The following is a 26,838-nucleotide window of genomic DNA, read 5'->3' on the forward strand; positions in this document are numbered from 1 at the left end:
AAGTTTTGCCGAGTTTATCCAGTTTCGCTGGCTAACCATACTGCCAGTACACCGACCCGAACTGGAGTTTCACGTCATGACCGCCGCGCTGATGAACACCTACCAACCACTGGCCCTCAGCTTCACCAAAGGCCTGGGCACGCGCCTGTGGGATCAGGCCGGTCGTGAATATCTGGATGCGGTGGCTGGAGTGGCGGTGACCAATGTCGGCCACTCGCATCCGCGCATTGTCGCGGCGATCAGCGAACAGGCAGGATTGCTTTTGCACACCTCCAACCTGTACAGCATCGACTGGCAGCAACAGCTGGCCAGGCGGCTGACCCGGTTGGCGGGCATGGAGCGCGCGTTCTTCAACAACTCTGGTGCCGAAGCCAATGAAACCGCGCTGAAACTCGCGCGTTTGTCTGGCTGGCGCAAGGGGATCGAACAGCCGCTGGTGGTGGTCATGGCCAACGCGTTTCATGGCCGCACCCTCGGCACCTTGTCGGCCAGCGATGGCCCGGCGGTGCGCCTGGGTTTCAACGAACTGCCGGGAGATTTCGTCAAAGTGCCGTTCGGCGATCTCGTCGCACTGGAACAAGTGCAGCGTAAACACGGCGAGCGCATCGTGGCGATTCTGGTCGAGCCGATTCAGGGCGAAAGCGGCGTGCGGGTCGCGCCGCCCGGTTACCTCAAAGCCCTGCGCGATCAGTGCAATCGCCATGCGTGGCTGCTGATGCTCGACGAAATCCAGACCGGCATGGGCCGCACCGGGCAGTGGTTCGCCTTTCAACACGAAGGCATCGTTCCCGACGTCATGACCCTGGCCAAAGGCCTCGGCAATGGCGTGCCGATCGGCGCTTGCCTGGCACGCGGCCGCGCGGCCGACCTGTTCACCCCGGGCAGCCACGGCAGCACCTTCGGCGGCAACCCACTGGCCTGCCGGGTCGCCTGCACCGTGATGGACATCATCGAAGAGCAAGGTCTGCTGGACAACGCGCGGGTACAAGGCGAGCGCCTGTTGACCCGGATACGCGCGGAGCTTGCCGACAACCCCAATGTGCTGGCAATTCGCGGACAGGGACTGATGATCGGCATCGAGCTGAAACAACCGGTGCGCGACCTGACCCTGATTGCGGCACGGGATCACGGCTTGTTGATCAACGTCACACGCGGCAAGACGATACGGCTGCTGCCACCGTTGACGATTGATGAGCGGGAGGTCGGGATTATTGTCAGAGGGGTTGGGCGAGCACTGGCCGCGAACTGATGGCTTGCCCATTTCACTGTGAAAGCGAGCCTGCTCGCGAAAGCGGAGTGTCAGTCGACATCTGTGTTGACTGACACGTTGCATTCGCGAGCAGGCTCGCTCCCACACTTGATAAGTGAGGTCTTACTCAAGCTCATCCCCCAACTCCGGCGCCAACATCCGCGTCTTCACCGCCCCATTCGAGTTGTGCTGAATAATCTCTCGCGGCTGCCCCTGTTCATTGAAAAACACCTGACCAATCCCCGCTGAATTCCACAACCGTTCCCCGGCCTCGGCATGTTCGGGCGTGTACGGCACGATGCGCATCTGCCGGCGTTTGGTGAACCAGTTCAACGGCGAGCGCGGCGAGTAGAGCCAGCGGTTGAGGCGGTCGAACCATTCCAGCAGGGTCGGTGGGAATTCGTTTTTGATGCCACTGCTGGTGATCTGCCAGATGCGCGGGCCGGCCTTGCGATGGCGGATCAGCACTTCGTAGACGAACGAATAATGCACGTCGCCCGACAGCACCACGTAGTTACCCGGTGTGCGCGAGTGGCGAAAAATGTTCAGGATCACCTGCGCGGCGCCGCGATGGGCCATCCAGTTTTCCGCATCGACCAGCAGCGGATAGCCGCACCAGCTGAAGACCTTTTGCACGGTCTCGATGAGCTTCACGCCAAAGATCGGTGCCGGGGAAACGATGATCGCCGACGGGTGATCGAGCAGTTCCTGCTGCAGTTCGCTGAGCGCTTCCCAATCGAGCAAACCCGAAGGTTGCTTGAGCGCCATTTCACTGCGCCAGCGTCGCGTGCGCGTGTCGATCACCACCAGCGCCGGGCTGCTCGGCAGAACGAAATGCCACTGCTGAAAGCGCAGCAACTGATCAATCAGATCGTCCTGCACCGGTTGGTCCAGATAACCGTCATCACCGCTGGCGCTCAGCTGTCGGGTCTTGGTCAACACGTCCTTGAACGCATCGGGATTGTTGCCCCAGCCCTGGCACAACAGATAAGCGATCAGCGCGTTGCCGATGATGCGCTTGGAAAACGGATGGCCGTAGGCGGTTTCCTCCCACTGCGCGGACAGGTTCCAGTCATCGGTGATGTCGTGATCGTCGAAAATCATCAGGCTCGGCAGATGCGCCAGTGCCCGGGCGACGTTGCCCAGGCCAGCCTTGAAGGCATCGATGCGCGTCTGTTCGAGGCGGTAGCGCTTCAGGCGCGGTGGCGTCAGCGTCGGTGCCTGCGGATTGATCAGCGACCACGGCGTCGGCGACCACACCAGCAGGTACATCGCCATGACTTCGGCGAAGGTCACCAGATGATTGTCGGCGCTGCTGCTGGTGAAGATCGGCTTACGCGCACCGCCGAAAAATCGCTCACGCAACGTCTCGTTGCTCTCCAGCGCCGGTAACAAATCCGCACGGTGATAGTAGCTGGCCGGGTGTTCGTAGAGCTTGGCGCTGTCGATGACCACCGCGCCTTCGAGATGTTCGTCGAACAGGCCGAGCCGTTCGATCAACCCATGAATCGCCCGCAGCATCGGCCCGGCGACATCGTCGGCGTAGACCTGATCGCCGCTCATCATCAGCAGCGCCGGGCGTTGCTGCGGATCGACTTCCTCAGCCAGCAACTGGTCAACGCAAAGCAGGCCATCGATTGCCGGATGGTGCGGCTTGCGACAGGAGCCATGCAGCAACTGATCGATCCGCGCGCGCAGGACGAAGTTCGGACTCGTCGCATTGGCGTACAGCAGATGCGGCGCCCAGTCGGCAATACCCGCGGCGTTATCAATCAGCAGGTCATAGTCGATACGCGTATCGCAGGGCAGGGCGCTGTCGAGGGCAACATCAATGAGGTGAACAAATGCGTGGCGGCCTACGGGAATGACCGTGCATTTCCCGGCATCGAGGGGAATGTCTCCTACACCTTGCAGACGCAAGGTCAGCGTGAGTTCACGACTGCCGACCAGCCACATGACCAGCCGCGTTGGCTGCAGACGGCGCAACAGCGGACCGGCCAGAACCGGCGGCAGCAAAGAGGGATCGGTCAGGTGTCGAGACATCGAAGGGCAAAGCTCAAGGCGCACAGGCTGGCGATGATAACGCAGCCGGCGCCTTGAGCGCTTAAGCGAGGCTTAAGAGGCGGCTTTTTGTACTTTCAGCGCCAGCAAGCGCCATTCGCCAGCCGTCGCGTCAACCCGTGGCTGCTCTTGCACAGAGCAATCGAAACGGTAGGTGACATCGTCGCCATTCATGTTGCGCGCGGTGACGCTGTTGCTGAAGGTGTACACCTGATTCTTGAAGCGATGGCTGACCAGCGCTTTGCTATCGGCAAAACGCGCCGATGCAGGATAGCGCAGGGTGCTGGTCACGAACGGGCTGCACATCACATAGGCGATCATCGACTTGTCGGCCTGTTCGTCGCTGCGCAATTTCTTGTTCAGCGCGGCCAGGGCCATGCGCCCCTCATAGTCGCTTTGATTGAGCACGGTCTGCACCGCCATGGTTTTTGGCGCCCGGCTGGCGTAGTTCGGCAACAACGCCGAGTCGGCAGGAGAAGGCGTTTCGTCCGGCTCGATGGCCGCAAAAGCCGGCGCATCTTTCAGCTCGGTGGCGGGCGTGACCGCCTCGGCTTCAGGCAACACGGAGGTCGGCTCGACGTTTTGCGCCACGACGCTCTCGGGCTGCTCGTCTTTATACGCAGAAGGAAACAGCGACAGCGTGATCGACAACACCACCAACCCGACAATGAAACCGCCCGCCGCGCCAACGATGTTGCTGTAGAAAATATTCCAGCTACCGCGGTTCTTCACCACCCAGCGCCACATCAAACCCCAGACCGCGACAAACGCCAGAAAACGCAGAAACTCCATTTGATCCTTTCCCTTGAACCTTCATAACCTGAAAACAGCACTCATCGACGGTGTGTGCCAGAGATGGCCGGCAAGATAGCAAAATAGACGCACCGTCCGGTTACGCTTGCGGAAAATAATTAGCCGCCAGAAACACCAGCGTGACCATCCCCGCAGCGAAGCCACAAACGCCTGCGAGCAGTTGTCGGGCAACCGGATGCTTTGGCTGTCGCCGCTTGGCCATCCACAACCACACCCCCGCCAGGACGCCGGCGCTGGTCATGAAACTCACCAGGCTGCCATGCAGTCCGGGCGTTGCCATGGTAGTGCCGAACAGCCCGTCGTAAATCAGCGTGAAGACGATGCCCGCCACCACAGCGCTGCCAGCCCCGGCAAGGTTCGCCAACAGCAGATTCCAGTTCCCACGCTGCCGCACGACCCAAAACCACATGGCAGCCATGACCCCTGCACACAACAAAGCATCCATCGAATTTTCCTTCCTTCCACGAGACAGAGACGACGACTGGAAGCGTCAGTAGAGAGTGGACGGCACGATAGCAAAATAGTAGCGTCGCGCCATGCCTTCTCTGTCATGGACTGCGCATCGCTGATCAGAAGAAATACCGGGATGTTTTCTCAAGCAATGCCCGCGCGGCATCAAAGAATGTCGCGCAAATACGCCTTGATCGCGAGCAGCGGCTGCCCCAACTGCTCCAGCGACTGCGCCTGACTCAACTGCGCCGACAACTTGCTCAACTCCCGCCCCAACGGCTTCTCGACACCGCCCAACGCATCCATCGCCAGGCTCAGGCATTCACTCATCTTGAACTGAATCGCCTGCACATCGCCGCGCTTGACCAACAGCGCGAAAATGTCCTTCTGGTAATCACCCATGACCATGTCATTACGCAGAATCGGGCTCAGGCCTTCCTCCTCGTAGGCGAGTTTGAGGGAGAAGAGGGCGATGGTTTCCAGTGAGGTTTCCATGGGGTGTCTTGTCAGTTTAAGTGGAGGGCTTGAAACCGCTGCGCACACGAAGATGCCGCCGGCAGGCCTATAGCGCGGGCGTGATTATACGAGTGGCTGGCGCAGCGTTGACATTCATTTTGATGTGGCGGTTTGATTGGAATTGCGGTGGAACGTCAGCGCGCATCCGATCTCGAAATGTGACGGAGATCTATAAGCGCCAACACGGTACCAGCCGATCTGCCTCCGAAATAGCGAAAAAGGCCGGTTCGCTAACCGAGCGCTTTTTTGAATGTTGAGAGCGGCAATCCAGGCTAAGTTTCGTGCTAGGTTTGCCTTTCGAAAGGATTTCATGACAGGAGTCATCCATGGCTAACCCAGCCGCACGTAAGAGCGATCCCTCCAGCTGTCCAGTTCCCGGGCACGGAACAAACCCCATCGCGACAGGTTCTGCTGACGTGTTTTTCGATGGCCTGCCCGCAGCTCGCCAAGGCGACACATGCACCTGCGGCAGTGCGCTCTCCTCGGGGCTTTCCTCAACCGTTTTCATCAATGGCAAAAACGCTGCCACCATCAATACGGGCGGTACGCACGGCAGCATTGTCATCGGTGGGTCGAGCACGATCATCATTGGTGATACGCATACACCCTGCAAGTTTGTTCCGCCGGAACCGCTAATCGGGCAAGCCAGATGGATTGGTTTCAGAATACCTGCTGAGGAAAGCTATGAGGGCTTATCGTGCGTCGCGCATTTTGAGGATGGATCGTCGCTGCAAGGTGTCTTCGATAAAGACAATGCAGTTAAATTCGCGAACCCATCCGGCAAGACGTGTTTGATGCTCAAATTCGAGGAGGAACAGCCCGCCGAAAGCTCGTCTCTCACTGAAAGCCTCTTGAGCAAAATATTGGGATAAGGACCGTCCTATGACCGAGCCGTACATTGTGACAGGCAGCTACGTAGTCCAGCGCGAGCATGCCCTGCAGGATTCGCCACTTGATAGAGCTTTAGAGCTGATGGAGGGCACCGCGCTGAGATTTTCACTGGATGCGATCTCTGATGAAAAGATCAGGGCAAGCTATCTCAGGAATATCAAACGCATGTCTCTACAAACGATAGAGGATGTTAAGGCGGGCAAGATTTCCGCCCAGGAAGGGGTGGCATTCAGTCATGAGATGCGAAACAGAATCTTGATAGAACATCGCAAATTGACCTCTGCGCAAGGCTTGGCGGTTGTTCAAAAAAAGAAACTGGATGGCAGGACGCTGAAGTGGCTACTGGACCGTTACTCGAATGAGCTCTTCAAAAAAAGTTATGAAACTCTTTCCGCGGCAGAGCAGCATAAGGTTCATTACACCATATTGGAAGCTGCCGGTCGGGATGATCCCAAATTCACCAAGGGCACTAAAAAAATGGTGATGATGGGCAAACTTGGCGTTCTCGTGACCGCCGCTTTGGCGACGTATCAAATACTGGAAGCAGATAACAAGCCTAAAGAAGCGGCACGCCAAGGGATCATCGTAGGTGGCGGCGCCGCAGGCGGCATCCTTGCTGGCGCAGGAGTCATTGCGTTGTGTGGCCCCGGCGCTCCCATATGTGCAATCGCGGTGGTCTTGGTCGGATCTATTGTCGGCGGAGTTGCTGGAGGACTGGTTGCTGACTCACTGGATGAAGAGCTGGAGGAGTTTTCCCATTGGGACATCTTCTGACTGAACCACAACTGACAAGCGTTAGAGCCGCATTATCAGAGCCTTTCAATCATTTCCCCACTGATTATGACTACGTCGCTCGTCAGCTCAAGGACGTGGATCCAGCCGTACTCTATGAGATTTTCTATGCCGAAGTAGCGCCAGTGTGCTTCATGAATATTGCTGCAGTTTTGCCCACTGTATGGACTGGCTTCGACCCGGATTGGCTCAGGACCGAGATAGAGGAAAGGCTCGTGGCGCGCCGCCGCAATTGGTTTCGCAGGCAGTTCGACAAATTGCTGGTACGTTGGTTGGAATATAACTATGACTATATGTGGAAGGAGATAGCCTCTAGGCTATAGGGTGATCAAGCGCTACACCATCCATATCCTACGGATGAAAAAAGGTCTTGCTTCGCAAGACCTTTTTCTCTACGTAAGTGCCCGAGGGAGACTGGAGTGTTCCATAGGGGCCGCGGTCTGCGAAGGCATTTTAAGCGAAGGGATACAGATAGGGATACATGGTTTTGAGTGCTGGTAATGTCTTAGCCACGCTAAGTCTGTTGATATCGTCGAAAATAAAAGTCGTCTATAGATACACTGAACGTCAATCAAGCCAGCCAGGATGCTCACCTAATGCCTTTTATTTTGTCGATTCCAACGACTGATGGTCATGTTTCTCTCACTCTCGAGAATGGGACATCCGCAATTTTGGTGGGCGCCAACGGAGCTGGCAAGAGTAGGCTCGCCGTTTTCCTAGAAGACGCCGGTGGTGAAGAGGTACACAGGATTTCAGCTCATCGGGCGCTGGAGCTTAAGACTGACGTAGCGAAGATAAAAGAAAGCCACGCCTTAAATGGCCTGCGATTCGGTCATGCCGGTGAAGGTATTAATCTTCAGTACAGAACAGGTCACCGGTGGGGCTCCAAAGCCGCCAGCAAGCTATTGAACGACTTTGACTTCCTCCTACAGTCTTTATTTGCGGAGCAGTCACGCACAGCCCTCACGACTCATCAGAACTCACGCGCAGGAAATAATCACCAGGCTTTAGCTACTAAATTTGAACAGCTCAAAATGATTTGGGAGCATTTGTTACCGCATCGTGAACTTGTATTTAGCGGAGACGATATTCAGGTGCGGTTCCCAGGCAGTGAGGATCTGTATAGCGCATCGGATATGAGTGACGGTGAGAGAGCAATTTTCTACCTCATCGGGCAAGTATTGGTAGCGGCCGATAACTCTGTACTGGTAATTGACGAGCCTGAGCTGCACATTCATCGATCGATTATGAGTAAGTTATGGGACCAGTTAGAAAGCTCCCGTCCGGATTGTGCGTTGTTATTTATTACGCATGATCTCGAGTTTGCGGCTTCGAGGGTTGGCCAGAAATTTGTGATTCGCGATTACCAGCCAGTTGGTCCTACATGGGGCGTCGATGTTGTGCCCGCAGATACAGGCTTTTCGGAAGAGGTGACAACACTATTACTTGGCAGTCGCCGGCCAATTCTTTTCGTTGAAGGCGATAATAATAGTCTAGATAAAGCTGTCTACCGATGCGCATATCCGGAATGGACTGTGATGGCTCGAGGCTCCTGTCAAGATGTCATCCATGCGGTTGTAACATTGAGATCCAACACCGCTTTCACGCGAATTCACTGCGCTGGGGTTGTCGATGCCGATGGGTATGAGGAAGCGGAGATTGCACATCTCGGGCGTATGGGGATAGCGGTATTGCCAGTTTCAGAGATCGAAAATCTATTTTTACTTCCTGAGGTCAGCCGGGAGATAGCTATCTCGGAACATTTGGCAGGTGAAGAAATTGAAGAGCGGCTTTCGTTATTGCAAAACGATCTCCTCTCCATGGCAAGGCAATCTGCTGCGATAGAGCAAGTCGTACGGATGTACTGCCTACGACGCATTGACCGAACACTAAAGCGGACTGATCTAAGTCAGGAAGCTACTGTCGAAGCGATCGGCGTGGCCTATCGGCAACAGACAGCGAGTCTCGACGTTCAAGCTATTGCTACGGAACGGCGAGACAATATTGCTGAAGCAATTGCAGAGTGCGACCTTTCTAAACTGCTGTCATTAGTGGACAACAAAGGAATGCTGGCTAAAGCAGCAAGTCGATTGAAGAATACTAGCCGTGCTCCATTTGAAGCATGGATTACACGTATGCTTCTCAACGAGCGGGCTCCCGGACTCGTGAGCGCTTTGCGTCGGGTGCTGCCAGAGATCCCGCAAATTCAATAGGTCACGGGCCCGTGCAATCAAGGTTCTGTTGGTATGAATACTGCGGGGGACCCTGAGGAATCTCCTTCGGCACGGGGTCGGAAACCCGCAGGACTGTGTTAGTGGGAGGATTTCAAAGTTACTGAAATTTCAGGCATTGAAATCGAAAGAATTCTGCTGAAAAAAGGCCATCGTTACCGCAGCGGTAACGATGGCGTTTTGTGTTGATGATTATGGACACCTTGGGCTGTCAACCAAGTCAATCTGTCAACCAATGTACAAAAATCAGCCACTGCCAAGATCACGCGGGTTTTGTGCCCCGTGTCTTTCAGATTTGCTCAGGGTCCCCGGCGACTTTCCGAGACACTGTGCATTCGCACTGGTGAACGATGTGTTCACCCGGTTCACCTGTTCACTAAGCTAGGCACCTGTCCGCTAACAAAGTCCGGCGGGTTTCCGACCCCGTGCAGATGTTATCTGCTCAGGGGCCCCTTCTCGGTCGGGGCGCATTCGCTGATGGCACCCCTTGCTTACGGGGAGTGGGGGCGAATACCTATCAAAGGAGGTGTAACCCGTGTAACAGGTGTAGCGAAGACGCTTAAACTATTGAAAATAAAGGATAAATAACCGCTACACGTGATTTTTGGTTTGTCCTGCGCGTGGTGTAACTACGCATGCTGGTGTAACACATTTCGGCTTTCACCCAGGATCTTACCGTCCGTCAGAGCAGAGCCTTAAGAGGTTAGGCCAAAATCCAAGAAGAACCCACAGCTACATAATTATGCTTAACGTCCGGATTGTTATGTAACTACACTTCTTCCGGTTAGTAACCCATAGTGATGCGCCTCAGAGCCGAATGTCATGCTCAAGATGATTGGAGAGCTAAGGCTAAATCAGGAAGAGACAACATAGGGCAGGAGTGAACAAATGAGCATTGCAGGCATACGCTCTAATCGAGGCGACGTCTACCAGACCTTGGTTGCATTCGACTGGGCGCTGACAGTACTGTCAGATCAAGACTTTCAATGGATTGAAATAGATTCGATCACCTATTCCGTAGATGACGTCGTAATCAGTAAAACTGATGGTACGTTGATCGCCTGTCAGTGCAAAAAAAATCAAACCGATTTCAAGGCTTGGTCGATGAGCGACCTCTCCGATGAGTTGGAGAAAGCCTCTAAATTAGTAGCGGCTAATCAGAGCGCGTATGTAAGGTTTTATTCTAGAAGTAACTTTGGTGATGTCGCAAAATTAAAAGAGCATTGTTCGACACAGTCCACTGAAGCTAGTTACAGAAGTAGCTTGGGTATAGAGCTTAAGGCTGTAGATGCAAGCTTAACGGCGTTGCTTGCGAAATTTGCAAAAAATGTCTCAGTCTTTGAGTTTCTTCGTCGAACAAATTTTATAACTAGTGACGACTTGGACCGTATGGAGGGTCTGTTGCGTGAGCGTCTGCGCGGCATGGTGAGCAATCCTGACTCAGCATTTGCGGCACTTTGGACAAGCCTAGACAGATTGGGTGCACGTTTTGTTGGTATTAATTCCTCTGCTGTAATCCAGGATCGCTTGACCAAAGGTGACCTTAAGAACATTCTCCAAAAGGCGGGTGCACTTCTGGTTCCACTAATGGACCTAAAAGATATACGCCATTCGTTCTCAAGCACTTCGGCAATCGGTCGATCTTGGCGACGAGACATCGCTGGCCACCGTCTCAGTAACGGGGTGTTGGAGGAGCTTCTTGTCTCTATCGATGCTCAAAAAAGATCAATTTTGCTAACAGGTCTTCCAGGATCAGGGAAATCCTGTGTAATGCTGGAATTGCAGGAGGCGCTAGAAAAAAGAGCACAAACTAACCCTGATATTGTGCCACTCTTTATCCAGTCCCGTGAGTTCGCAGATCTGGCAGCATCAGAGGATCGTGCAGCGCAGGGCTTGTCTAGTCTATGGGTTGAGAAAGCCGCCAGATTAGCTGAAGAAGCACAGGTAATTGTACTAATTGATTCGTTGGACGTATTGTCCATTGCACGCGATCATCGAGTGCTTCAATACTTCTTAGCACAAATAGACCGTCTTCTGTTGATTCCTAATGTCACAGTAATTACTGCCTGTCGCGAGTTTGACCGGCGCTATGATAGAAAGATTGCTGAGCGAAAATGGGCGTGTGAGTTGAGGTGCAATCCTCTAGATTGGTTGGGCGAGATTGTCCCCTTACTTGAAGCATTGGGGATTTCGACTGGTACTATTGATGCTAGTACTCGCCATTTAATACAGAATCCCCGCGAGCTCGCATTATTCGTCGAGTTAGCCCAGCGTGATGGAAGTTTCAATGTTGTAACCAGCCAAGCTTTGGGGCAGCGTTATCTCGATACGATCGTGCGCTCCAATAATGAATTGGGAGATGTGGCTGTACAAGCAATTGAAGCTCTCGCATCAGAAATGCTAAAAGTTAGAAGCTTAGTGGTTCCCCATCAGCGATTCGCGGCTTCTCAAGAAATTCAGCGTAAACTTTGTAGCCTTAACGTGTTGCAAGAAACGCAGGACGGAAAATTAACATTTGGGCATCAAACTTTATTGGATGTCCTAGTAATTAGTGGTGCATTACGTAGTGGTGTCACCCTAAATGAGTTTATACAAGGTCTACCGCCCGTTCCTTTTGTAAGGCCCAGCATACGTAGTTTTGTCGCACAGTTAGTATTGGGTGAGCGCCGGGAATTTAGAAAACAACTCAGGTCGGTGTTGATGGGCACTGGAGCGTTTCATATCAGACGTTTGGTAGCAGAGTCTTTTGCTGAGCAGTTACCGCATGAGGAGGATTGGCCACTAATACGTGACTTGCGGGACAGGCACCGGGATGTCTTTCAGGTGATTTATGGTTTGGCCAGTGCAGTTGAATGGCATCATTTTTGGATCGAGCACTTAGTACCCGCTTTGCGAGTCGCGCAGGATGCGGAAGGATTGAAAGTACATGCTCATCGCGTTGCACAATGGAGCAATGTTGAATGCTCGGGCGTGTTGACTTTCTGGATGGAAGTATTGTCTATAAGCTGGCTCGACAGCACTGAAATTGCGGAGCGACTAGGAGTTTATTTATCCGAAATCAAGTCGGAGCACATGGCGCTCATCGTACCGCTGCTTCAGCGACTACTTGGAATGCCGCAGAGGGAATATAGTTTTCTCGGTAGGGTTATTTCTAATTGTGTGGAGGCAGGTGTTGTTGAAGATGAAGTACTCTGGCGTTATGTGTCGGGTGACATAAGCGACGAGGATGCTCTTAAATTCAGGCTGGATAACAAGTTGCGTTGTCAGGCGCATGAATTTGGGGACAGAGATAAAAACTTTATCAACACACGAATGCTGCAGTCCACTAAATTGCTGGATATGGCGATTGAGTCAATCGAGCACTGGAGCAATGTCCGCGCATCACGTTTTGGTGACACCCGTATAGGCTATCGGGCTGGGTTTCTCAACGAAACCTCATATCAAGATGCGCATAGTCGAAGAGATATGAGCCATAAGGGTAGTTTGAATGTTCTTTTTGATGCGATTGAAGCATCAGTTATTCATCACGCGGAAAACAATTCCGAATGGTGGAATACTAATAGAGAGCGGCTTTGTTTCAATCACGAAGGCGCGTTACTTTATTTTGCCATTCTTGCTTGCACTGCATCTCCATCAACCAATCTTCCTCTGATCGGCAGGATGTTGTGTGATCAAAATATGCTGGAGTTTGAGCTGTCTTACGAATTGGGGTCTCTAATTAATACGGCATTTATTTTGCTAGACGTCTGTGTGCAAGACCTTGTAACGGCCAATATCCTCGGTGTCTGGAAAGAACACGATTCAGAGATGTCAACGCTATGGGTGCTGAGGGCGAAAACTGAGCTAATAATAGCTATTCCTAGCTATCTCCGGTCAAGTGAGTTGCAGTCGATAGTGGACCATTACGAGAAAAAAGAAGGAGCAATGATCAGGCAGCCAAGGATTAACTCTTTCGGCGGAATGGTTCGGCCGCCATTCACATTCGAAGTTTTTTGTGACGCAACTGATAGTGGTGTATTGAGATTGTTATCCCACTACTATGGTCACTCGGATTGGGGAGGCTCGGATTTTTTGGTCGGCGGGGAGCGTGAAGTTGGTTGGCAGTTGCGGGAAGCCTCTTCCCGGCATCCCTCCAGATTTTTGAGTTTACTATGTCTCAATTGGAATGTAATGCCACAGGTTTTCCGCGATGATGTTATGGATGGGGTTGCCACCTACTTGGCACATCGGTATGGGAACTTGAAAGCAAATGAAGCTTGGCAGCCAATCGAAGAAACTCAAGCCGAACTGCTGTCATGCCAGATTCTCGATGAATTAGAACGACATCCAACAGAATGGCGCCATCGACGCTCTACAGCCAAAGCGCTTGAAGCTTGTGCCTACGTTATAGACAGCCCGCAAGAAGCGGTACGGCTTGTATCTTTGGCCGAAGAATTTTTGGAGCTTTATGAGGCTGACCCAATTGAGGGGGACTCTGTAGGGTTGATTGAATTAGGTATTAATATGGCAAAGGGAGACGTCGCTGATGCCTTAATGATATTGGCCAATAATTTCGGAGAGCGTAATTATGAACTTCCGGACTCCTTAATATCCACGCTTAAACGTTTTGCCTGTGATAATCAACCTGCGATCCGCGCCATGATCATGCGACGATTACCATATTTGCAAAGTGTGTATTTCGATTTTGGATGGGAGATGTTTGATCTCGCCATTCAAGGCGGGAATGAACTTTGGAAAATTGCCGAACCGTGCCTTTATTATGCTTATCACAATAATTTCGAAGTTGTCATGCCCGTGCTCGCTCGTCTTTGTGAGGAGGGGGGAGGTGAGGGATTAGAGGTATGGGGTCGTATTTCCGCGCTAGCTACAATGACTAATCATATAAATATTTCTGAGTTTGTTGAGGACTTGAGTGCGCTGGACAGTACAGACGCTTGGCGGGGTGCGGCAACCGTTTGGACGTATCACGAAAATATTCAAAAGAATCGTGCGCAGTGCTTAACCGGTATCGGCCTTGGATTAAATGTAGGTGGCGCTCACGCCTTATCTGTTGCCGAGCAAATGGCTCATATTTTCGACGATAGAATCGAAGCGATCTCGATTCCAATAGAACTTGTTGAACAATTTTTTTCAGTCTATGCAAGTAATAGGGAGGAGGAAAAAAGACAGCATCGTCTCTTCGGATTTCATGAGTGGCTGAACACCATCGTACAGCGTGATCCAGACCTGGCCTTAGCGTCAACAGAAAGTTATATTGCTTATGTCAGTGCTGGAAGCGTTCACCTGTATGATCATAAAAATAGCTTGACCCAGCTCATGACACGGCTCTTCGCTGAAGCGGAAGAGCGTGAGGACTACGATAGCGGTTCAATGTTGCGGCGCGTAGTTGTAATACAGGATGCTCTACTGTCACTTGGCGTTAATGGCGTAAATGATTGGTTGAAAGCTGCTGAGAGGCCATAATGCGTATGTTTCTGCAGCAGGATCCTCAGCGGTAAGCAATTGCTTTGCTCGATATTAAAAAAGGGCCTACATAGGCCCTTTTTTCAGGTGTTGCCATCTTATCTCTTCAGCCATCCCTCGACTACATCGGCGCCGTGTTGTGCTTTCCACTCTTTCAAGGCTTTATGATTTCCACCTTTGGTTTCGATCATTTCCCCAGTATTGGGATTTTTGTAGACCTTGCGTTCGCGTGGTTTGCGTGTGCTTGTGGCCGGGGCCGTAGATTGGCGCATTGCAGAACTTTGCGGATCAAGTAGGTTGATGATGTGCTTAAGGCTGAAACCATACTGATCGAGCAGTTTGCGCAGCTTCGTTTCGAACTCGATTTCTTTTTTCAGTCCATCATCACCTTTCAGTGCTTCCAGTGCTTGGAGCTGCTCAGCGAGGTGTTTTTCCAGCTGGCGGTACTCTGCGAGTTTGGACATAGTCTTTCCCTTGTTCGAAGTGGTCATGCCTAGTTATTAAGATAAAACGAAATGCCTATAAGTTCAGCGCTATTTTCGACGGTTCAGTTGGCTGTCAATGTGCGTCATTTCCGATTTAATCGCATTAATCGTTAACGTTTGTATCTGACTGGATTTGCCCGGCCCTGCGTTCATGGTCGACAGCAGGGCATTGAGATGGGCCTTACGAGTTTTGAGCGTGTCAGACCAACTGACGCTGTTCTGTATCGGTTTGTTCATTGCGTTCATCCTTGCGTTGTTCTTGATTGTTCATGTCTTCGGGCGGCTGCGGTACCACTGAGCTGTCGAGCTGTAGTAAGTCCCGCGCGTTGTAGTGGCGCGAGCGAGCTGATAGCTCTTCCCATGTCCACCTCCCAAAGTTCTCGCCTTGCTCTGGAACCACCAGCTTCATGAGTCCAATCTGGTCGCGGCCAAGAAGGTTGTAGTTCGCCCACAGTTTTCCTCCCGCCTCAAACAACGCTTTAGCAGCCTCGTTCCACTGCTCTTCGAGTACAGTCTGCGATAGCAACAGGGCAGTGCGCTCTATCTCTTTATGCTTTAGCTGTGCTTCTGCTATGTATTTATCTACCGTGACCAGCTCCTGCTCTAGAGCTGTCATAATCAGGTGTTGGCGACGATTGTGTTCGGTGGCCACGGTGAGGTTCTTCGCAGCCTTTTGCGCATCGGTATTGGCTGTCTTCTCGCCTTCGGTGTCGCCCCACGCTACAGCCTGCGCGTACGCCGTGGCGGCGTCCGTTTCGGCCTGGCGAGCTTTCGCCATGTCCTCTTCCGCCTGCTGCTGAATTTGCTCCAGGCGCGTGTTGAGGCTCTGGCGCTTTTCCTTCAGCTCCTGCTCATCAGCCTTCCAGTTATCCATCTCCTCGATGTGAGCCGTCATCAAAGATTCGCAATTAGCGAGGTTTTCGGTGCGACTAATCCTGCGATCCAAAAGGTCAGCATTGAGATTGCGCGAATCGAAGTCCCGTTTCAGCTCGTTGTACGTGTCGCGTAGTTCGCGCTCCAGAGTCGGCTCGATGGTTTCCTCACTTTCCAGCACAGCCTCAAGGGGCAGCAATTTGGCGTGCAGCTGTTCTGCCTCGCTGCGCAGATGGTCGCGACGGTCTTTAAGGTCTTGAATCTCGTTCATGTGTTTAGTCTCTGTTCAATTTGATTGTGTATTGGGTTGAGTGGCTGGCGAGGCCGGAATAAGCCGGCGCTACCTCGATCAGCAGAGATGGCCTCAGGCGGCCCGAGCCTCGCTCTCATCCATTCCCGGAATCGTCTTCACGATGTAGCAGCGTTGCGTGCCCAGACCAGGTAGCCGGATCAGGCTCGACGCCTTACCGTCCTTCCCCGGTTCCAGAACACCGCGCTGTAGCAGTTCCTTGTTCACCGCGTTGATGTTCATGCCTCGGAAGATTTCCGAGCGCCATAACTCGGGGAGCACGTAATAGGTGTTGGTTGTGTGCAGGGAATCACCAAGACCGTGCTCCAACGTTTTACGAAAACCGAGTCGGTCGATGGTGCGCGGACCGTGTTCGTCGATCTTCGCCGCCGTCGATTCCCAACGCGTAAAGCGGCTTTCACCGAAGCGCTCGATGATCTGTCTAAGTCGCGCCACGATTGCATCGCCTTCGAAGTTGCCGGCGCCGCCACGCTCGTTCATCCATGCATTGAGGCACACGCGAGCAGCGGTGGTGGCGGTCCCGTCGGGCCAGCCGGTAATCCCCATCGCGGTTGCCAACTCGCCCGCTGCAGCGGCGAGACCGAAGCGAGCGGCGGCACGGTGCGCCTGTCCACTGGCCGATGCTGGTAACGACTGGGCGATAAAACCTTCCAGCGTACGGCGCAGGATGGCTGTCCAGCCGTGACGCTTACCGGGTTCACACAGGGCGGTAAGGAAGGCTGTGAGCGGCGTGCCGTAGTACTTCGCTACGCGTGCTTTGAGCGCGTCGGACAGTGCCGCTGCGTCTTCAAAACCGTTAAACGCATCGAACATGCCGAGGCCTTTGCTGGCATCGGCAGGAACGGCAAGCATGCGTACCTCCATGCCCGCTTTCAGCTCCTTATTTGCCTCGGCCATGTGCTGGGCCAATGTTTTCTCCCCGGTAGAGAGAAAGAGCAAACGCCACTCCTGTACCTGTCGGCCAGCTTGGCCTCGATCGTTTGCGCGTGCCTTGCCGGTGCCGTTGCCGAGCATGTACACCGTCTCGCCAATGATGCGCGGGTCACACATACCGATTTCATCCAACACCAGAAGGCCGTCGGAATGCGCGGCGGCGATGGACTCCAGCGCGTTGTCGGTGGAACGCCACGAACGCACCAGTCGCGGTCCACCGTAGACCGAGGCCGCAACTTGCAAGTGTGTGGTCTTGCCGCCGGAGCTGTCGCCATACAGATGAAAGCCGCCTGATTCATGGCCGAGCATGTGCAGCAGCGGCCCTGCGAAGGCCACTCCAACGACAAATGCCAAACGATGGTTACCGACGCAAAGCGCCCCAATCTGCTCCCGCCATTGTTCAAGCGTGCCCGCTTCGCTGATAGGCGGAAGTTGCGAGCCGGCCTCGTAGAAGTGCAGGTGCTCGCTGTGCGTGCCGACCTGCTGCTCGGGCAGTAGAAAGGCTGTGTCATGCCATCCCAGTCGCGTGACCAACCGTGCCCTTTGGGCGCTGTCGAAGCCACCGAGATAGCTCTGCAGGTCATTGCGTGCATTGCGCCCTGACCGACTGCCTGCGAGACGTAGCCCCATGTCCACCAGCGGGCCGAGCACGTCTTTGCCAAAGTCACCGGTCATGGTGCGCGCCGGAATGTTCCAGCGTTTCTTGGCGCCGTCGGGATCGTCGAATTCGACTAACAAGCCCCAGTTCTGACCTTTGTCGTCGCGAGTACGGGCGAGGATCTCCAGTGGCGAGCACACCGGACGCGCCTCACCGTCGTCACCGGCATAAAACACACCTTCGGAGTTGAGTCGAAAGCCGCCGGGCATCAGGTCGGTTTTCGATTTTGTCGGGCGCTTGGCTGCGGGTTTCGTTTTCGCGTCCGGCTTGGCTTCAGTTTGCTCCGAGGATGGTTTTTCCTCGATCAAACCAAACAGCTTGCCGCTGCTTTGCAGCTCGGCGAAATGCGCGGCTGTCCAATTTTTGGTGAGCGCATCGGCAGCGTCATCACCATCATCCCATTGACCACCTTTGGCGAAAGCGGCGCGGCCACTCTTCAGCGTGGGCTTGTGTTTGAACAAGTCCAGATCGATGAAGCGGACCGAGGCGGCGCCGATTTCGCGCAGCTTCTCGGCGACGGTTTTCATGCAAGCTTTGCCGCTGTCGTCGTTGTCAGGCCACAACAGCACATCGCGACCCTTAAGTGATGTTAGGTCAGCTTTATGCCAAGAGTTGGAACCGTTCGGCCAGCAGGTGGCCACGTGGCTCGGCAGCAGTTCGGCGGCAGCGTCGGCAGCTTTCTCGCCTTCGCACAAAACCACTGGCGCGTCTCTGCGCTGAGCCAGTTCATCAAGTCGCAACAGCGGACGTGGATCGGGCAGACCCTGCCAGCGCCATTGCGCGGTCTGGCCATCGGCGCGCTGACACCATGTCAGGGGTGCAAAAACCTTCTTCGGTTTGCCGTCCTCGTCAGGGGCGAGGTCGAAGCGGTAAAGCGCCATTAGTGGCTGGCCTTGCGCATCACGGTAGATCCAGACCATCGACGGCACGCCGTGCTGCCGATGCTTGGCAGGGCACTTGTTCATGGCCTCCGCTGGTATCGGCTGAATGGCAATCCACTCAGGTGCCTTTGTTTTGGCAGGAGCTGTCTTCGCCTGGGCGGCGCCGGGCGACACGTTGAGCAATTCTGCGAGTTGGTTGCAGGCCTCGATGTCGGTGCCGCCGTCCAGATAGCGCACCAGATCAATCAGGTCGCCGCCCTTGTCGCCGGTGGCAAAGTCGGACCATGTGCCTTTGCTCAAACTGATCTTGAGCGAACCGGCGCGCTTGTCGCTGCGGGTTGGATTCGGTGCGGTGTATTCCTTGCCGCCATCGACGCGCTTGCCGTTGGGCAGCCAGTGCGACAAGACACGATCAATGTCTTTCAGAGCGGCGGCCTTCACGTCGGCAAAACTTGGACGTTTGGTGTTGCTACTCGGGCGCTGGCTCATGTGTCAGCCCTCGGCAGAAACAGTGCGTCGTTGATGTCATCAATCAGCGCTTTGGCCATCTCGCCAAGGTACAGAGCAGGCCAACTGAAACGCTCACCGCTGTCGCTCATGGCGGCGTCGAAGGTGAGTTGGTTAGCGTGATGCTGCAGCAGGGAAACCATCTCCATTGCATCCTCGACAGGTACTCCGGCATTGACCCGGAACAACTTCAAGTCGGAGGCGTTCACGCGAGTGAAGGTGGCATGCCCGAGGGTGGTGGAGGTATTCATAGCGCACCGCCTTTCTGCGCAGCAGGCGTCGAGGTGGAGTCTCCGTGCAAGGTCAGTGTTTTAATCAAACCAAGAGTGCCGCGCACGTCCCAGAGGACGGCCGCGATAACGTGGTTAGCAAGGCGCGAGGAGTCGCTTTCAAAGTGTTCTTCAAGCAACGTCAGCACCGAGTCGGCGCGAGCAATTGCGCAGGTAATGGCGTCGATGGGCACACCGGCTTCTGCGGTCGGATTCACGCAGAGCAGGTCTTCGGGCAGGGCGAAACTCAAAGCGTTGTTCATTGGGCACCGCCTGCGGTTTCGAGTGCGCGGGCTTTGGCCATGTGAGCGTTGTAACGGGAGAGGCGTGTAGCGAGGCTGGAATTGGCGTGTAAAGCGGCGAGAGCCATTGCACGGTGTGCAGCGGCGCGAATTTTGGACGGATTGACAGCGTTCATGTAGAGCTCCTTTTGCTGAGGAGCTGCCACCGCTTGCGGCCAAGCAAGGAATGGTGACAGCTGTACGCGGGTTGGCCGACCGGGGCAAAAGGGACCCGGCACACCCGAAGGTGTCCCACGCACAGCCGCCATAACACGATACGGCGGGCACAAAAAAAGCGCCTGCGTTCGGATGGAGGGCGCTTGTGCGCCTTTTGCGGTTCGGACGGCCAAGTCCGGTCACTGAATTTGCAGCGACGGTCAGAGAGTAACGTCCGTTTTTCGAAAGTGCAACTGCGCTGATGACTTGCGGTTTTTTCAGGTGCGGCATAAATTGTTTGTGCATGTAGATTGACCTCAACGCCTCCGGATCGCCCCCGGAGGCGTTTTCGTTTCAGGCATGGGCTTCCCAGCGCAGGGATAGGAGTGGTAGAAAACCGCCGCTGAGCATCGAGCGGGCGTCTTCGTAGGCTTGGGTTTGCTGGCCTTCGTCGACGATCACTGCGGCGGTTTTTTCGCAGTGGAGGGAGAGGGCGCACCAGGTACCGTCGGCCCAGCTCAGTACGCTGACCACGCGGCCTCGCTTTTCCTGGTGGCTGCGGTGGCGTTCAAGGCGCTGCATGAGGCGAGTAGAAAATCCGATGCGGCGCAGCACGGAGAACGGATGCATCAAGGCGTTATCAGCGATCTTGCGATTCATGCTGCCTCCTGCGCATTAGCGAACAGTGGCGGCGGTGTTTCACCTTTGAGCCAGGCGAGGATCTTGCTGTCTTCAACACAGCGGCGACGGTGTACAACGACCATCTGCTCACGGCGTTGTGCAACACACTCCTCGACATAACCGTTCAGGTCGGAGGTCAAGCGCATATCTTGATGAGCGCGCTCGCTTGTCGTCTTCTCGACGGCAAGATCCTCATCAATGATGCGTTGCCATACCGCTGGATCGTTCGCGAATCCCGCTGATTGATCGACGAGCCAGTAGGTAACCCAGTCGGTCATGCCGCGCGATTTCAACGAGGCGAGGCGGCTTTCGCTCATAGCAAAAAAGCCGGAGCCGTGAACGCTCGAAAACTCTCTGCGCACCGCATTTTTGCGGATCAGCTCGGGCAGTTCCCAAGGATTGGCTTTGAGTGGAAGTGCGAGGCCGTCAGGGCTGAAAAAGAACGCTTCTTGCTCTTCGCCGTTCCAGCTCACACCCGCAATAGTGCGATGGCGCCAGTTGATCCCCCCGGGCTGGTAGAGGCGGAATCCGATGCTGTAGGAGTCTAGAAATGGTGCCTTGAAAGGGCAGTAATTGCGCTTCATGCGGCCACCTGGTCACGGGCAGCGATACGCGCTCGTGTCCACGCCTGTACCTCTCCCAATACCCATGCAACTGGAGCACTTCGGGCGTTGCTGGTACTCAGCTTCACTGGCAGCGGGAATCCGCTCTCAGGTCGGCGCATGAGCTTGTAGATAGTCGGGCGTGCGAGCCCTACGATTGAAATGACCTCCGGCATGCGAATGAGCGTCGTAGCGGGGTCGTGCGGGGTGATGGTTTTTAGTTGGGTAGTCATAGCGATCCAAACCTGTGTGAATAGAGACAACAGGTCATACGCTACGGGGGGGAGAGGGAACGGACTGTGTCTGTTCCCCTTTTTATTTCAAGGGTCTAAGGCCTAGGGCGGTCAAATGCTCTCGGATGGTTTTTTTTGTGCCATGTACTGTTTGATCGAAAAGAAGGTTGGTTAGCTCCGCATCGCTAAGGCTTCGCTTTTCAATCTTGCGTCCCTCAATGATCGTTTCTGCGGCAGCCTTGATTTTTGACCGTCGATCCATGGCCTCCGTTTGTGTTTTTGAGCTGGGGTCTAGGTTGCCTTTACCTGCCTCTTGGCCACGCCTCGTTGCTTTCGCTGAGAAAGCTTCGTCGAGTAGTCGGCGCATTAGACTTGATGTGTTGAAACCATTTTTGGATACATCCATGCGCTCCACTTGTTGATAAAAATTTGCCATCAACAGCGTCTGATTAGCCTCTCCCATAAAAACAGCAAATTGCTCTCGTGCTCGAATTTCAAGTCCGCTACGTCGATATCGCTCTTTCTCAATGAGGGCGAGGTACTGGCGCGGCGATTCATTTCTCAGTTGCTCTATCAGGTCGGCATCGATGTCGTAAGTCGCTAGCTCAAGTTCGAACAGCCAATTCGCGAGGACCTCCAATGCTTGGGTACCGAGCACTAGGGCGAAGGCCGCGACCAGTTGCGAGTCCGTTGCTTGATGATTGAAGCCTGGGAGCTGTCGAATGACATTTGGCAAAGAGCCGGCTTCCGTGGCACTAGCATGTTCGTCGATGACGTCACGGAGTCGAAACAAGGTTCCTGTGACGCGCTCGGCACAGAGCGCGTAGGCCCCATCCTCAAGCCAGAATGAAGTGGCGGCATTGATAAGATCGAATGTTTCTCGAAAATAGTCGTTGAACTGCGGGTACAGCGCTAACTCTAGAACAGCTGTTTCGATATCGTCCATGTCCCTAATTAGGCATTCGACGTCGACTCCTGCAATTTCCAGCTCCCCTAAGTCAGCGTCCAGTTCAATATCCATTCTGGCTCCCCCGTCGCCCCGGAATCGGCGTGTTATCGCAGCGGCGCACGTCAAATGGATAGGCCGCCAGCATGGCTGAGGGGGGTAGAGTCCTGTTACACGATTCAGGGACGTTACACATAGAAAGGGCCGATGTTTTGCCGCGTGTAACTGGAAATAAAACGAATGAAATCAATTGGTTGCCGTTTTTAGTTACACCTGTAACACGCGTTACACTGGTTTTGCACTGGGTGATAGGTAGGGAAGTCATATTGCCTTTCCAAACTGGCCTTGCACTACATTGCCAGCTGCAAGTCCATCAAGATGATCGGCATACCACTGCATCATGGTTACGCGCTGCTCTAAGTATTGAGCTTTGTTGTAGATCCCTGAAATACCTTCTTCCTTGTGTGCTAGCTGCGCTTCAACATGCTCCTTCGGCCAGCCATGTTCTCGAAGCAATGTACTCGCTGTGTGCCGAGTACCGTGCCCAACGAGGCGACCTTTGTAGCCGATGGTCGCGAAGACTTTGTTAATTGTGTTTTCGCTGATGGTCGGGTTCTTGGCTCCTACGCCGGGGAAAAGCCAGCGACTCCGTCCTGTTAGGCAGTGCAGTTCCTTAAGGGCGGTAACCGCTTGCTGGGGCAAAGGGCACACAAAATCCCGACGCATCTTCATCTTGGCGGCGGGCGTAGTCCAGATGGCTTTCTCAAGGTCGAACTCTTTCCATTCGGCCAAGCGCACCATGCCTGGACGCGATGCTGTCCATAAACAAAGCCATGCAGCTGTGCGGGCTGTCAGTCTGCTCGGAGTGTTTTTTAGTGCGTGAAGAAATTCAGCCAGCTCAGGTTCAAGCAAGTGTGGGTGTTGCTGAGTCTTAGGGGCCTGCGCTGCAATATCACGAAGGCGGCTGCCCGGATCGTTTTCAGTCAGTCCTAATCCGATAGCACGGCCGAAAATCTGGTTGACCCAGGTGCGACACTTTTCCGCCACGTTGTGTGCGTTTCGGGCTTCGAGGGATGCCTGAAGATTCGCGCAGTCGGTACGGGTTATTTCATCGAGTGGCTTATCTCCCAATGCTGGGAGTATGTCTTTGTCGAGGTAGGTGCGAATTTTGTTAAGGGTGGAGGTGGCGAGGCCCTTTTCCTCTTTGGCCTTCAGCCAAGCTTCAGCAGCCGCTCGAAAGGTTCTAGTCTTGGCAGCGTTAATGGCTGCTTTGGCAGATCTCTTCTGTTCGAGAGGATCGGCACCGCTACTTACGATTTTGCGTAGATCGGCCGCTTTGTCTCGTGCAAGTGCACCGCTTACTTCCGGGTAACCCCCGAGCCCCATCCATGCCCAATTGCCCGCCGGACGTTTGTAGCGAAGCTGCCAAGACTTGCCACCATCAGGTTTGACCCTGAAATAGAGGCCGTTTCCGTCTAGCTCCCGGTATTCCTTTGATTCCGGCTCCAATCCCGCGAGTGTCGTGTCAGCGAGAGGGCGGCGCTTGATGTCTACGCGCTTCATCCTTGTATCCCAAAGTTCGGTAATTTTCTCAGGATACAAGCAGGGATACAGGGATACAACGGATAAAGGGATACAGGAGTAGATAGCCAGACACAAAAAAAACCGGCTCAAGTGGCCGGTTTCTCTGGGTCTGAGAGTCTGGTAGAGACTTTCAGATACTGCTATATGGTGCCCCGAGGGAGACTCGAACTCCCACTCCTTTCGAAAACGGATTTTGAATCCGCCGCGTCTACCAATTCCGCCATCAGGGCTCAATGGCGGCGAAGTATAGAGAGGTCATTACCGTTGGTCAATCACGTTTCATGGTCAATTTTTGATATTTCCGCTAGACTTTCCGGCCCTGCTAGACGAACCCCATCATGCGCGTTGCTGACTTTACTTTCGAGCTTCCTGATTCGCTGATCGCCCGCCATCCTTTGGCCGAGCGTCGCGGTAGTCGCCTGCTGACCCTCGATGGGCCGAGCGGCGCCCTGGCACACCGTCAATTCACTGATTTGCTTGAGCATTTGCGCCCGGGCGATTTGATGGTGTTCAACAATACCCGGGTGATTCCGGCGCGGCTGTTCGGGCAGAAAGCGTCCGGCGGCAAGCTGGAAATTCTCGTCGAGCGCGTGCTCGACAGTCACCGCGTGCTGGCGCATGTGCGCTCGAGCAAGTCGCCGAAGCCGGGGTCGAAGATTCTTATCGACGGCGGTGGCGAAGCCGAGATGCTGGCGCGTCACGATGCGTTGTTCGAGCTGGGCTTCGCTGAAGAAGTGCTGCCGCTGCTCGATCGTGTCGGGCACATGCCGTTGCCTCCTTATATAGACCGCCCGGATGAAGGCTCGGATCGCGAGCGTTATCAGACCGTGTACGCGGAGCGTCTGGGCGCGGTGGCGGCGCCGACGGCGGGGCTGCATTTCGATCAGCCGTTGCTGGAAGCGATTGCGGCCAAGGGCGTCGAGACGGCGTTCGTCACGCTGCACGTCGGCGCGGGGACGTTCCAGCCGGTGCGCGTCGACAAAATCGAAGATCACCACATGCACACCGAGTGGCTGGAAGTCGGCCAGGACGTGGTCGATGCGGTTGCCGCTTGTCGTGCGCGCGGTGGTCGAGTGGTCGCGGTCGGCACGACCAGTGTGCGTTCGCTGGAGAGTGCCGCGCGCGATGGTGTGCTCAAGCCGTTCAGTGGCGACACCGACATCTTTATCTACCCGGGCCGGCCGTTTCATGTGGTCGATGCTCTGGTAACCAATTTCCATTTGCCGGAGTCGACGCTGTTGATGCTGGTTTCGGCGTTTGCCGGTTACCCGGAAACCATGGCTGCCTACAAAGCCGCGGTCGACAACGGTTACCGCTTTTTCAGCTACGGTGATGCGATGTTCATCACCCGCAATCCCGCTCCAACTGCCCCTGAACAATCAGGCCCAGAGGAAACAGAATGAGTCGCGAATGTCGAATGTCCTTTGAGCTGCTGGCCACCGACGGCAAGGCTCGCCGTGGTCGCCTGACCTTCCCCCGTGGCACCGTCGAGACCCCGGCGTTCATGCCGGTCGGCACCTACGGCACGGTCAAGGGCATGTTACCGCGTGACATCGTCGCCACGGGCGCGGAGATCATTCTGGGCAACACCTTCCACCTGTGGCTGCGTCCCGGCACGCAGGTGATCAAGGAGCACGGCGACCTGCATGATTTCATGCAGTGGAAAGGTCCGATCCTGACCGACTCCGGCGGCTTCCAGGTGTTCAGTCTCGGTGCGATGCGCAAGATCAAGGAGGAGGGCGTGACCTTCGCCTCGCCGGTCGATGGCGCGAAAGTGTTTATGGGCCCGGAAGAATCGATGCAGGTGCAACGCGATCTCGGCTCCGACATCGTGATGATCTTCGACGAATGTACGCCGTACCCGGCCGACGAAGATGTCGCGCGGGTATCGATGGAACTGTCGTTGCGCTGGGCGCAGCGTTCGAAGAATGCCCATGGCGACAACACGGCGGCGCTGTTCGGCATCGTCCAGGGCGGCATGCATGAAAACCTGCGCATGCGCTCGCTCGAAGGCCTCGACAAGATCGGCTTCGACGGCCTCGCCATTGGCGGCGTGTCGGTGGGTGAACCGAAGCACGAAATGATCAAGGTGCTCGATTACCTGCCGGGCCAGATGCCCGCTGACAAACCTCGTTACCTTATGGGCGTTGGCAAACCGGAAGATCTGGTTGAGGGTGTGCGCCGCGGTGTGGACATGTTCGATTGCGTGATGCCAACCCGTAATGCCCGCAATGGGCATCTGTTCATTGATACTGGCGTGCTGAAGATCCGTAACGCGTTCCATCGCCATGATGAATCGCCGCTGGATCCGACCTGCGATTGCTATACCTGCCAGAACTTCTCGCGCGCTTATCTGCATCACCTGGACAAGTGCGGCGAAATGCTCGGCAGCATGCTCAATACCATCCATAACTTGCGCCATTATCAGGTGCTGATGGCTGGTTTGCGCGAGGCTATTCAACAGGGTACATTGGCCGCCTTTGTCGATGCCTTCTACGCCAAACGCGGGCTTCCCGTTCCGCCTTTGGACTGAGTTTTCTGACCCCAAGATTCAACATTTGCAACTGGAGTGCTAAATGAGCTTTTTTATCTCTAACGCCATGGCTGACGCAGCTGCACCGGCTGCTGCAAGCCCAATGGGCGGCGGCTTCGAGTGGATTTTCCTGGTCGGTTTCCTGGTCATCTTCTACCTGATGATCTGGCGTCCACAGGCCAAGCGCGCCAAAGAGCAGAAGAACCTGCTGAGCAGCCTGCAGAAAGGCGACGAAGTCGTGACCACTGGCGGCATCGCCGGCAAGATCACCAAGGTTGCCGATGACTTCGTGGTTCTGGAAGTCTCCGACACCGTTGAAATGAAGTTCCAGAAAGGCGCCATCGCCGCCACGCTGCCAAAAGGCACGCTGAAAGCGATCTAAGAGCAACAACTTCTACTCAATCGACGGGGCGCGCAAGGCGCCCCGCGTTCATAACGGG

General features: G+C 54.7%; 24 protein-coding genes and 1 tRNA gene. 9 read left to right on the forward strand and 16 right to left on the reverse strand.

The genetic code is table 11. The annotated features are described in order from the left end of the window. Positions 1 to 76: 76 nt before the first annotated feature. A complete protein-coding gene (locus tag J3P75_RS05645) occupies positions 77 to 1,249 on the forward strand; it encodes an aspartate aminotransferase family protein (protein WP_434709578.1) in 1,173 nt (390 codons plus the stop codon). A gap of 123 nt (positions 1,250 to 1,372) precedes the next feature. Here J3P75_RS05645 and J3P75_RS05650 read toward each other — a convergent pair whose 3' ends face one another. The 4 genes from J3P75_RS05650 to J3P75_RS05665 form a co-directional block, all read right to left on the reverse strand. After that, complete coding sequence (locus J3P75_RS05650) at positions 1,373 to 3,292, reverse strand: alkaline phosphatase D family protein (RefSeq protein WP_434709579.1); 1,920 nt, start codon at positions 3,290 to 3,292, stop codon at positions 1,373 to 1,375. A 72-nt stretch (positions 3,293 to 3,364) separates the two neighbouring features. After that, a complete protein-coding gene (locus tag J3P75_RS05655; protein ID WP_434709580.1) occupies positions 3,365 to 4,102 on the reverse strand; it encodes a hypothetical protein in 738 nt (245 codons plus the stop codon). A 100-nt stretch (positions 4,103 to 4,202) separates the two neighbouring features. Beyond that, a complete protein-coding gene (locus J3P75_RS05660) occupies positions 4,203 to 4,568 on the reverse strand; it encodes a hypothetical protein (RefSeq protein ID WP_434709581.1) in 366 nt (121 codons plus the stop codon). A 170-nt stretch (positions 4,569 to 4,738) separates the two neighbouring features. Further along, positions 4,739 to 5,068 (reverse strand): hypothetical protein, encoded by a 330-nt coding sequence (locus J3P75_RS05665; protein ID WP_434709583.1) that lies wholly within the window; start codon positions 5,066 to 5,068, stop codon positions 4,739 to 4,741. Positions 5,069 to 5,415: 347 nt separating this feature from the next. On the opposite strand from J3P75_RS05665, the gene J3P75_RS05670 reads away from it, so the two are divergent. The 5 genes from J3P75_RS05670 (at position 5,416) to J3P75_RS05690 (ending at position 14,466) form a co-directional block, all read left to right on the forward strand. Then, positions 5,416 to 5,961 carry a PAAR domain-containing protein gene (locus tag J3P75_RS05670; protein WP_434709584.1) on the forward strand — a complete coding sequence of 182 codons (546 nt, stop codon included), beginning with the start codon at positions 5,416 to 5,418 and terminating at the stop codon, positions 5,959 to 5,961. A 10-nt stretch (positions 5,962 to 5,971) separates the two neighbouring features. Continuing rightward, positions 5,972 to 6,754 (forward strand): hypothetical protein, encoded by a 783-nt coding sequence (locus J3P75_RS05675; protein WP_434709585.1) that lies wholly within the window; start codon positions 5,972 to 5,974, stop codon positions 6,752 to 6,754. Then, positions 6,739 to 7,095: a DUF7079 family protein gene (locus J3P75_RS05680; RefSeq protein WP_434709586.1), complete on the forward strand. Its 357-nt coding sequence runs from the start codon at positions 6,739 to 6,741 to the stop codon at positions 7,093 to 7,095. Before J3P75_RS05675 ends, J3P75_RS05680 begins: the two co-directional genes overlap by 16 nt. Positions 7,096 to 7,368: 273 nt before the next feature. Continuing rightward, positions 7,369 to 8,985: an AAA family ATPase gene (locus tag J3P75_RS05685; RefSeq protein WP_434709587.1), complete on the forward strand. Its 1,617-nt coding sequence runs from the start codon at positions 7,369 to 7,371 to the stop codon at positions 8,983 to 8,985. Between the two features lie 906 nt (positions 8,986 to 9,891). Then, positions 9,892 to 14,466, forward strand: a complete 4,575-nt coding sequence (locus J3P75_RS05690; RefSeq protein WP_434709588.1) for an AAA family ATPase — start codon at positions 9,892 to 9,894, stop codon at positions 14,464 to 14,466. A gap of 98 nt (positions 14,467 to 14,564) precedes the next feature. Here the strand turns inward: J3P75_RS05690 and J3P75_RS05695 are convergent, their stop codons facing one another. From J3P75_RS05695 to J3P75_RS05750, 12 genes are all read right to left on the reverse strand, one after another. Next, positions 14,565 to 14,930, reverse strand: a complete 366-nt coding sequence (locus J3P75_RS05695; protein ID WP_434709589.1) for a histone-like nucleoid-structuring protein, MvaT/MvaU family — start codon at positions 14,928 to 14,930, stop codon at positions 14,565 to 14,567. A 220-nt stretch (positions 14,931 to 15,150) separates the two neighbouring features. Next, positions 15,151 to 16,095 (reverse strand): chromosome segregation protein SMC, encoded by a 945-nt coding sequence (locus J3P75_RS05700; protein WP_434709590.1) that lies wholly within the window; start codon positions 16,093 to 16,095, stop codon positions 15,151 to 15,153. Between the two features lie 93 nt (positions 16,096 to 16,188). Continuing rightward, positions 16,189 to 19,095 (reverse strand): DUF927 domain-containing protein, encoded by a 2,907-nt coding sequence (locus tag J3P75_RS05705; RefSeq protein ID WP_434709592.1) that lies wholly within the window; start codon positions 19,093 to 19,095, stop codon positions 16,189 to 16,191. Next, positions 19,092 to 19,364, reverse strand: a complete 273-nt coding sequence (locus tag J3P75_RS05710; RefSeq protein ID WP_434709593.1) for a DUF3077 domain-containing protein — start codon at positions 19,362 to 19,364, stop codon at positions 19,092 to 19,094. Before J3P75_RS05710 ends, J3P75_RS05705 begins: the two co-directional genes overlap by 4 nt. Continuing rightward, a complete protein-coding gene (locus tag J3P75_RS05715) occupies positions 19,361 to 19,645 on the reverse strand; it encodes a hypothetical protein (RefSeq protein WP_073473331.1) in 285 nt (94 codons plus the stop codon). Before J3P75_RS05715 ends, J3P75_RS05710 begins: the two co-directional genes overlap by 4 nt. Next, positions 19,642 to 19,800 (reverse strand): hypothetical protein, encoded by a 159-nt coding sequence (locus tag J3P75_RS05720; RefSeq protein WP_434709594.1) that lies wholly within the window; start codon positions 19,798 to 19,800, stop codon positions 19,642 to 19,644. The genes J3P75_RS05715 and J3P75_RS05720 overlap by 4 nt, the downstream gene beginning before the upstream one ends. Before the next feature lie 373 nt (positions 19,801 to 20,173). Beyond that, positions 20,174 to 20,479 (reverse strand): hypothetical protein, encoded by a 306-nt coding sequence (locus tag J3P75_RS05725; protein ID WP_434709595.1) that lies wholly within the window; start codon positions 20,477 to 20,479, stop codon positions 20,174 to 20,176. Continuing rightward, entirely contained in the window at positions 20,476 to 21,084 is a 609-nt protein-coding gene (locus tag J3P75_RS05730; protein ID WP_434709596.1) for a hypothetical protein, read from the reverse strand. Before J3P75_RS05730 ends, J3P75_RS05725 begins: the two co-directional genes overlap by 4 nt. Continuing rightward, complete coding sequence (locus J3P75_RS05735) at positions 21,081 to 21,335, reverse strand: helix-turn-helix transcriptional regulator (protein WP_375122648.1); 255 nt, start codon at positions 21,333 to 21,335, stop codon at positions 21,081 to 21,083. Before J3P75_RS05735 ends, J3P75_RS05730 begins: the two co-directional genes overlap by 4 nt. Positions 21,336 to 21,417: 82 nt before the next feature. Further along, a complete protein-coding gene (locus J3P75_RS05740; protein WP_073473318.1) occupies positions 21,418 to 22,356 on the reverse strand; it encodes a hypothetical protein in 939 nt (312 codons plus the stop codon). Positions 22,357 to 22,602: 246 nt separating this feature from the next. Continuing rightward, on the reverse strand, positions 22,603 to 23,844 hold the full coding sequence (locus J3P75_RS05745; protein ID WP_434709597.1) for a tyrosine-type recombinase/integrase: 1,242 nt from the start codon (positions 23,842 to 23,844) through the stop codon (positions 22,603 to 22,605). Positions 23,845 to 24,010: 166 nt separating this feature from the next. Beyond that, positions 24,011 to 24,095, reverse strand: a tRNA-Leu gene (locus J3P75_RS05750). A gap of 108 nt (positions 24,096 to 24,203) precedes the next feature. On the opposite strand from J3P75_RS05750, the gene queA reads away from it, so the two are divergent. From queA to yajC, 3 genes are read left to right on the forward strand one after another with little or no spacing between them, the layout of a single operon-like run. Beyond that, positions 24,204 to 25,268, forward strand: coding sequence for a tRNA preQ1(34) S-adenosylmethionine ribosyltransferase-isomerase QueA (gene queA / locus J3P75_RS05755; protein WP_206415086.1), 1,065 nt, complete (start codon positions 24,204 to 24,206; stop codon positions 25,266 to 25,268). Positions 25,269 to 25,282: 14 nt separating this feature from the next. After that, positions 25,283 to 26,398, forward strand: coding sequence for a tRNA guanosine(34) transglycosylase Tgt (tgt, locus tag J3P75_RS05760; RefSeq protein ID WP_434709598.1), 1,116 nt, complete (start codon positions 25,283 to 25,285; stop codon positions 26,396 to 26,398). Between the two features lie 43 nt (positions 26,399 to 26,441). Next, positions 26,442 to 26,780 carry a preprotein translocase subunit YajC gene (gene yajC, locus J3P75_RS05765; protein ID WP_016773317.1) on the forward strand — a complete coding sequence of 113 codons (339 nt, stop codon included), beginning with the start codon at positions 26,442 to 26,444 and terminating at the stop codon, positions 26,778 to 26,780. Positions 26,781 to 26,838: the final 58 nt, after the last annotated feature.

It is taken from the genome of Pseudomonas sp. R1-1, from assembly GCF_051132135.1.
Taxonomy (GTDB): domain Bacteria; phylum Pseudomonadota; class Gammaproteobacteria; order Pseudomonadales; family Pseudomonadaceae; genus Aquipseudomonas.

Coding starts and splice junctions, on each gene's coding strand:
- J3P75_RS05695 (WP_434709589.1), bottom strand. CDS start 14,930: ATGTCCAAACTCGCAGAGTACCGCCAGCTGGAAAAACACCTCGCTGAG.
- J3P75_RS05735 (WP_375122648.1), bottom strand. CDS start 21,335: ATGACTACCCAACTAAAAACCATCACCCCGCACGACCCCGCTACGACG.
- J3P75_RS05660 (WP_434709581.1), bottom strand. CDS start 4,568: ATGGATGCTTTGTTGTGTGCAGGGGTCATGGCTGCCATGTGGTTTTGG.
- J3P75_RS05645 (WP_434709578.1), top strand. CDS start 77: ATGACCGCCGCGCTGATGAACACCTACCAACCACTGGCCCTCAGCTTC.
- J3P75_RS05675 (WP_434709585.1), top strand. CDS start 5,972: ATGACCGAGCCGTACATTGTGACAGGCAGCTACGTAGTCCAGCGCGAG.
- J3P75_RS05740 (WP_073473318.1), bottom strand. CDS start 22,356: ATGGATATTGAACTGGACGCTGACTTAGGGGAGCTGGAAATTGCAGGA.
- J3P75_RS05655 (WP_434709580.1), bottom strand. CDS start 4,102: ATGGAGTTTCTGCGTTTTCTGGCGTTTGTCGCGGTCTGGGGTTTGATG.
- J3P75_RS05720 (WP_434709594.1), bottom strand. CDS start 19,800: ATGAACGCTGTCAATCCGTCCAAAATTCGCGCCGCTGCACACCGTGCA.
- J3P75_RS05705 (WP_434709592.1), bottom strand. CDS start 19,095: ATGAGCCAGCGCCCGAGTAGCAACACCAAACGTCCAAGTTTTGCCGAC.
- J3P75_RS05725 (WP_434709595.1), bottom strand. CDS start 20,479: ATGAATCGCAAGATCGCTGATAACGCCTTGATGCATCCGTTCTCCGTG.
- J3P75_RS05665 (WP_434709583.1), bottom strand. CDS start 5,068: ATGGAAACCTCACTGGAAACCATCGCCCTCTTCTCCCTCAAACTCGCC.
- tgt (WP_434709598.1), top strand. CDS start 25,283: ATGTCCTTTGAGCTGCTGGCCACCGACGGCAAGGCTCGCCGTGGTCGC.
- J3P75_RS05670 (WP_434709584.1), top strand. CDS start 5,416: ATGGCTAACCCAGCCGCACGTAAGAGCGATCCCTCCAGCTGTCCAGTT.
- J3P75_RS05690 (WP_434709588.1), top strand. CDS start 9,892: ATGAGCATTGCAGGCATACGCTCTAATCGAGGCGACGTCTACCAGACC.
- J3P75_RS05685 (WP_434709587.1), top strand. CDS start 7,369: ATGCCTTTTATTTTGTCGATTCCAACGACTGATGGTCATGTTTCTCTC.
- J3P75_RS05650 (WP_434709579.1), bottom strand. CDS start 3,292: ATGTCTCGACACCTGACCGATCCCTCTTTGCTGCCGCCGGTTCTGGCC.
- J3P75_RS05700 (WP_434709590.1), bottom strand. CDS start 16,095: ATGAACGAGATTCAAGACCTTAAAGACCGTCGCGACCATCTGCGCAGC.
- J3P75_RS05730 (WP_434709596.1), bottom strand. CDS start 21,084: ATGAAGCGCAATTACTGCCCTTTCAAGGCACCATTTCTAGACTCCTAC.
- J3P75_RS05745 (WP_434709597.1), bottom strand. CDS start 23,844: ATGAAGCGCGTAGACATCAAGCGCCGCCCTCTCGCTGACACGACACTC.
- yajC (WP_016773317.1), top strand. CDS start 26,442: ATGAGCTTTTTTATCTCTAACGCCATGGCTGACGCAGCTGCACCGGCT.
- J3P75_RS05710 (WP_434709593.1), bottom strand. CDS start 19,364: ATGAATACCTCCACCACCCTCGGGCATGCCACCTTCACTCGCGTGAAC.
- J3P75_RS05715 (WP_073473331.1), bottom strand. CDS start 19,645: ATGAACAACGCTTTGAGTTTCGCCCTGCCCGAAGACCTGCTCTGCGTG.
- queA (WP_206415086.1), top strand. CDS start 24,204: ATGCGCGTTGCTGACTTTACTTTCGAGCTTCCTGATTCGCTGATCGCC.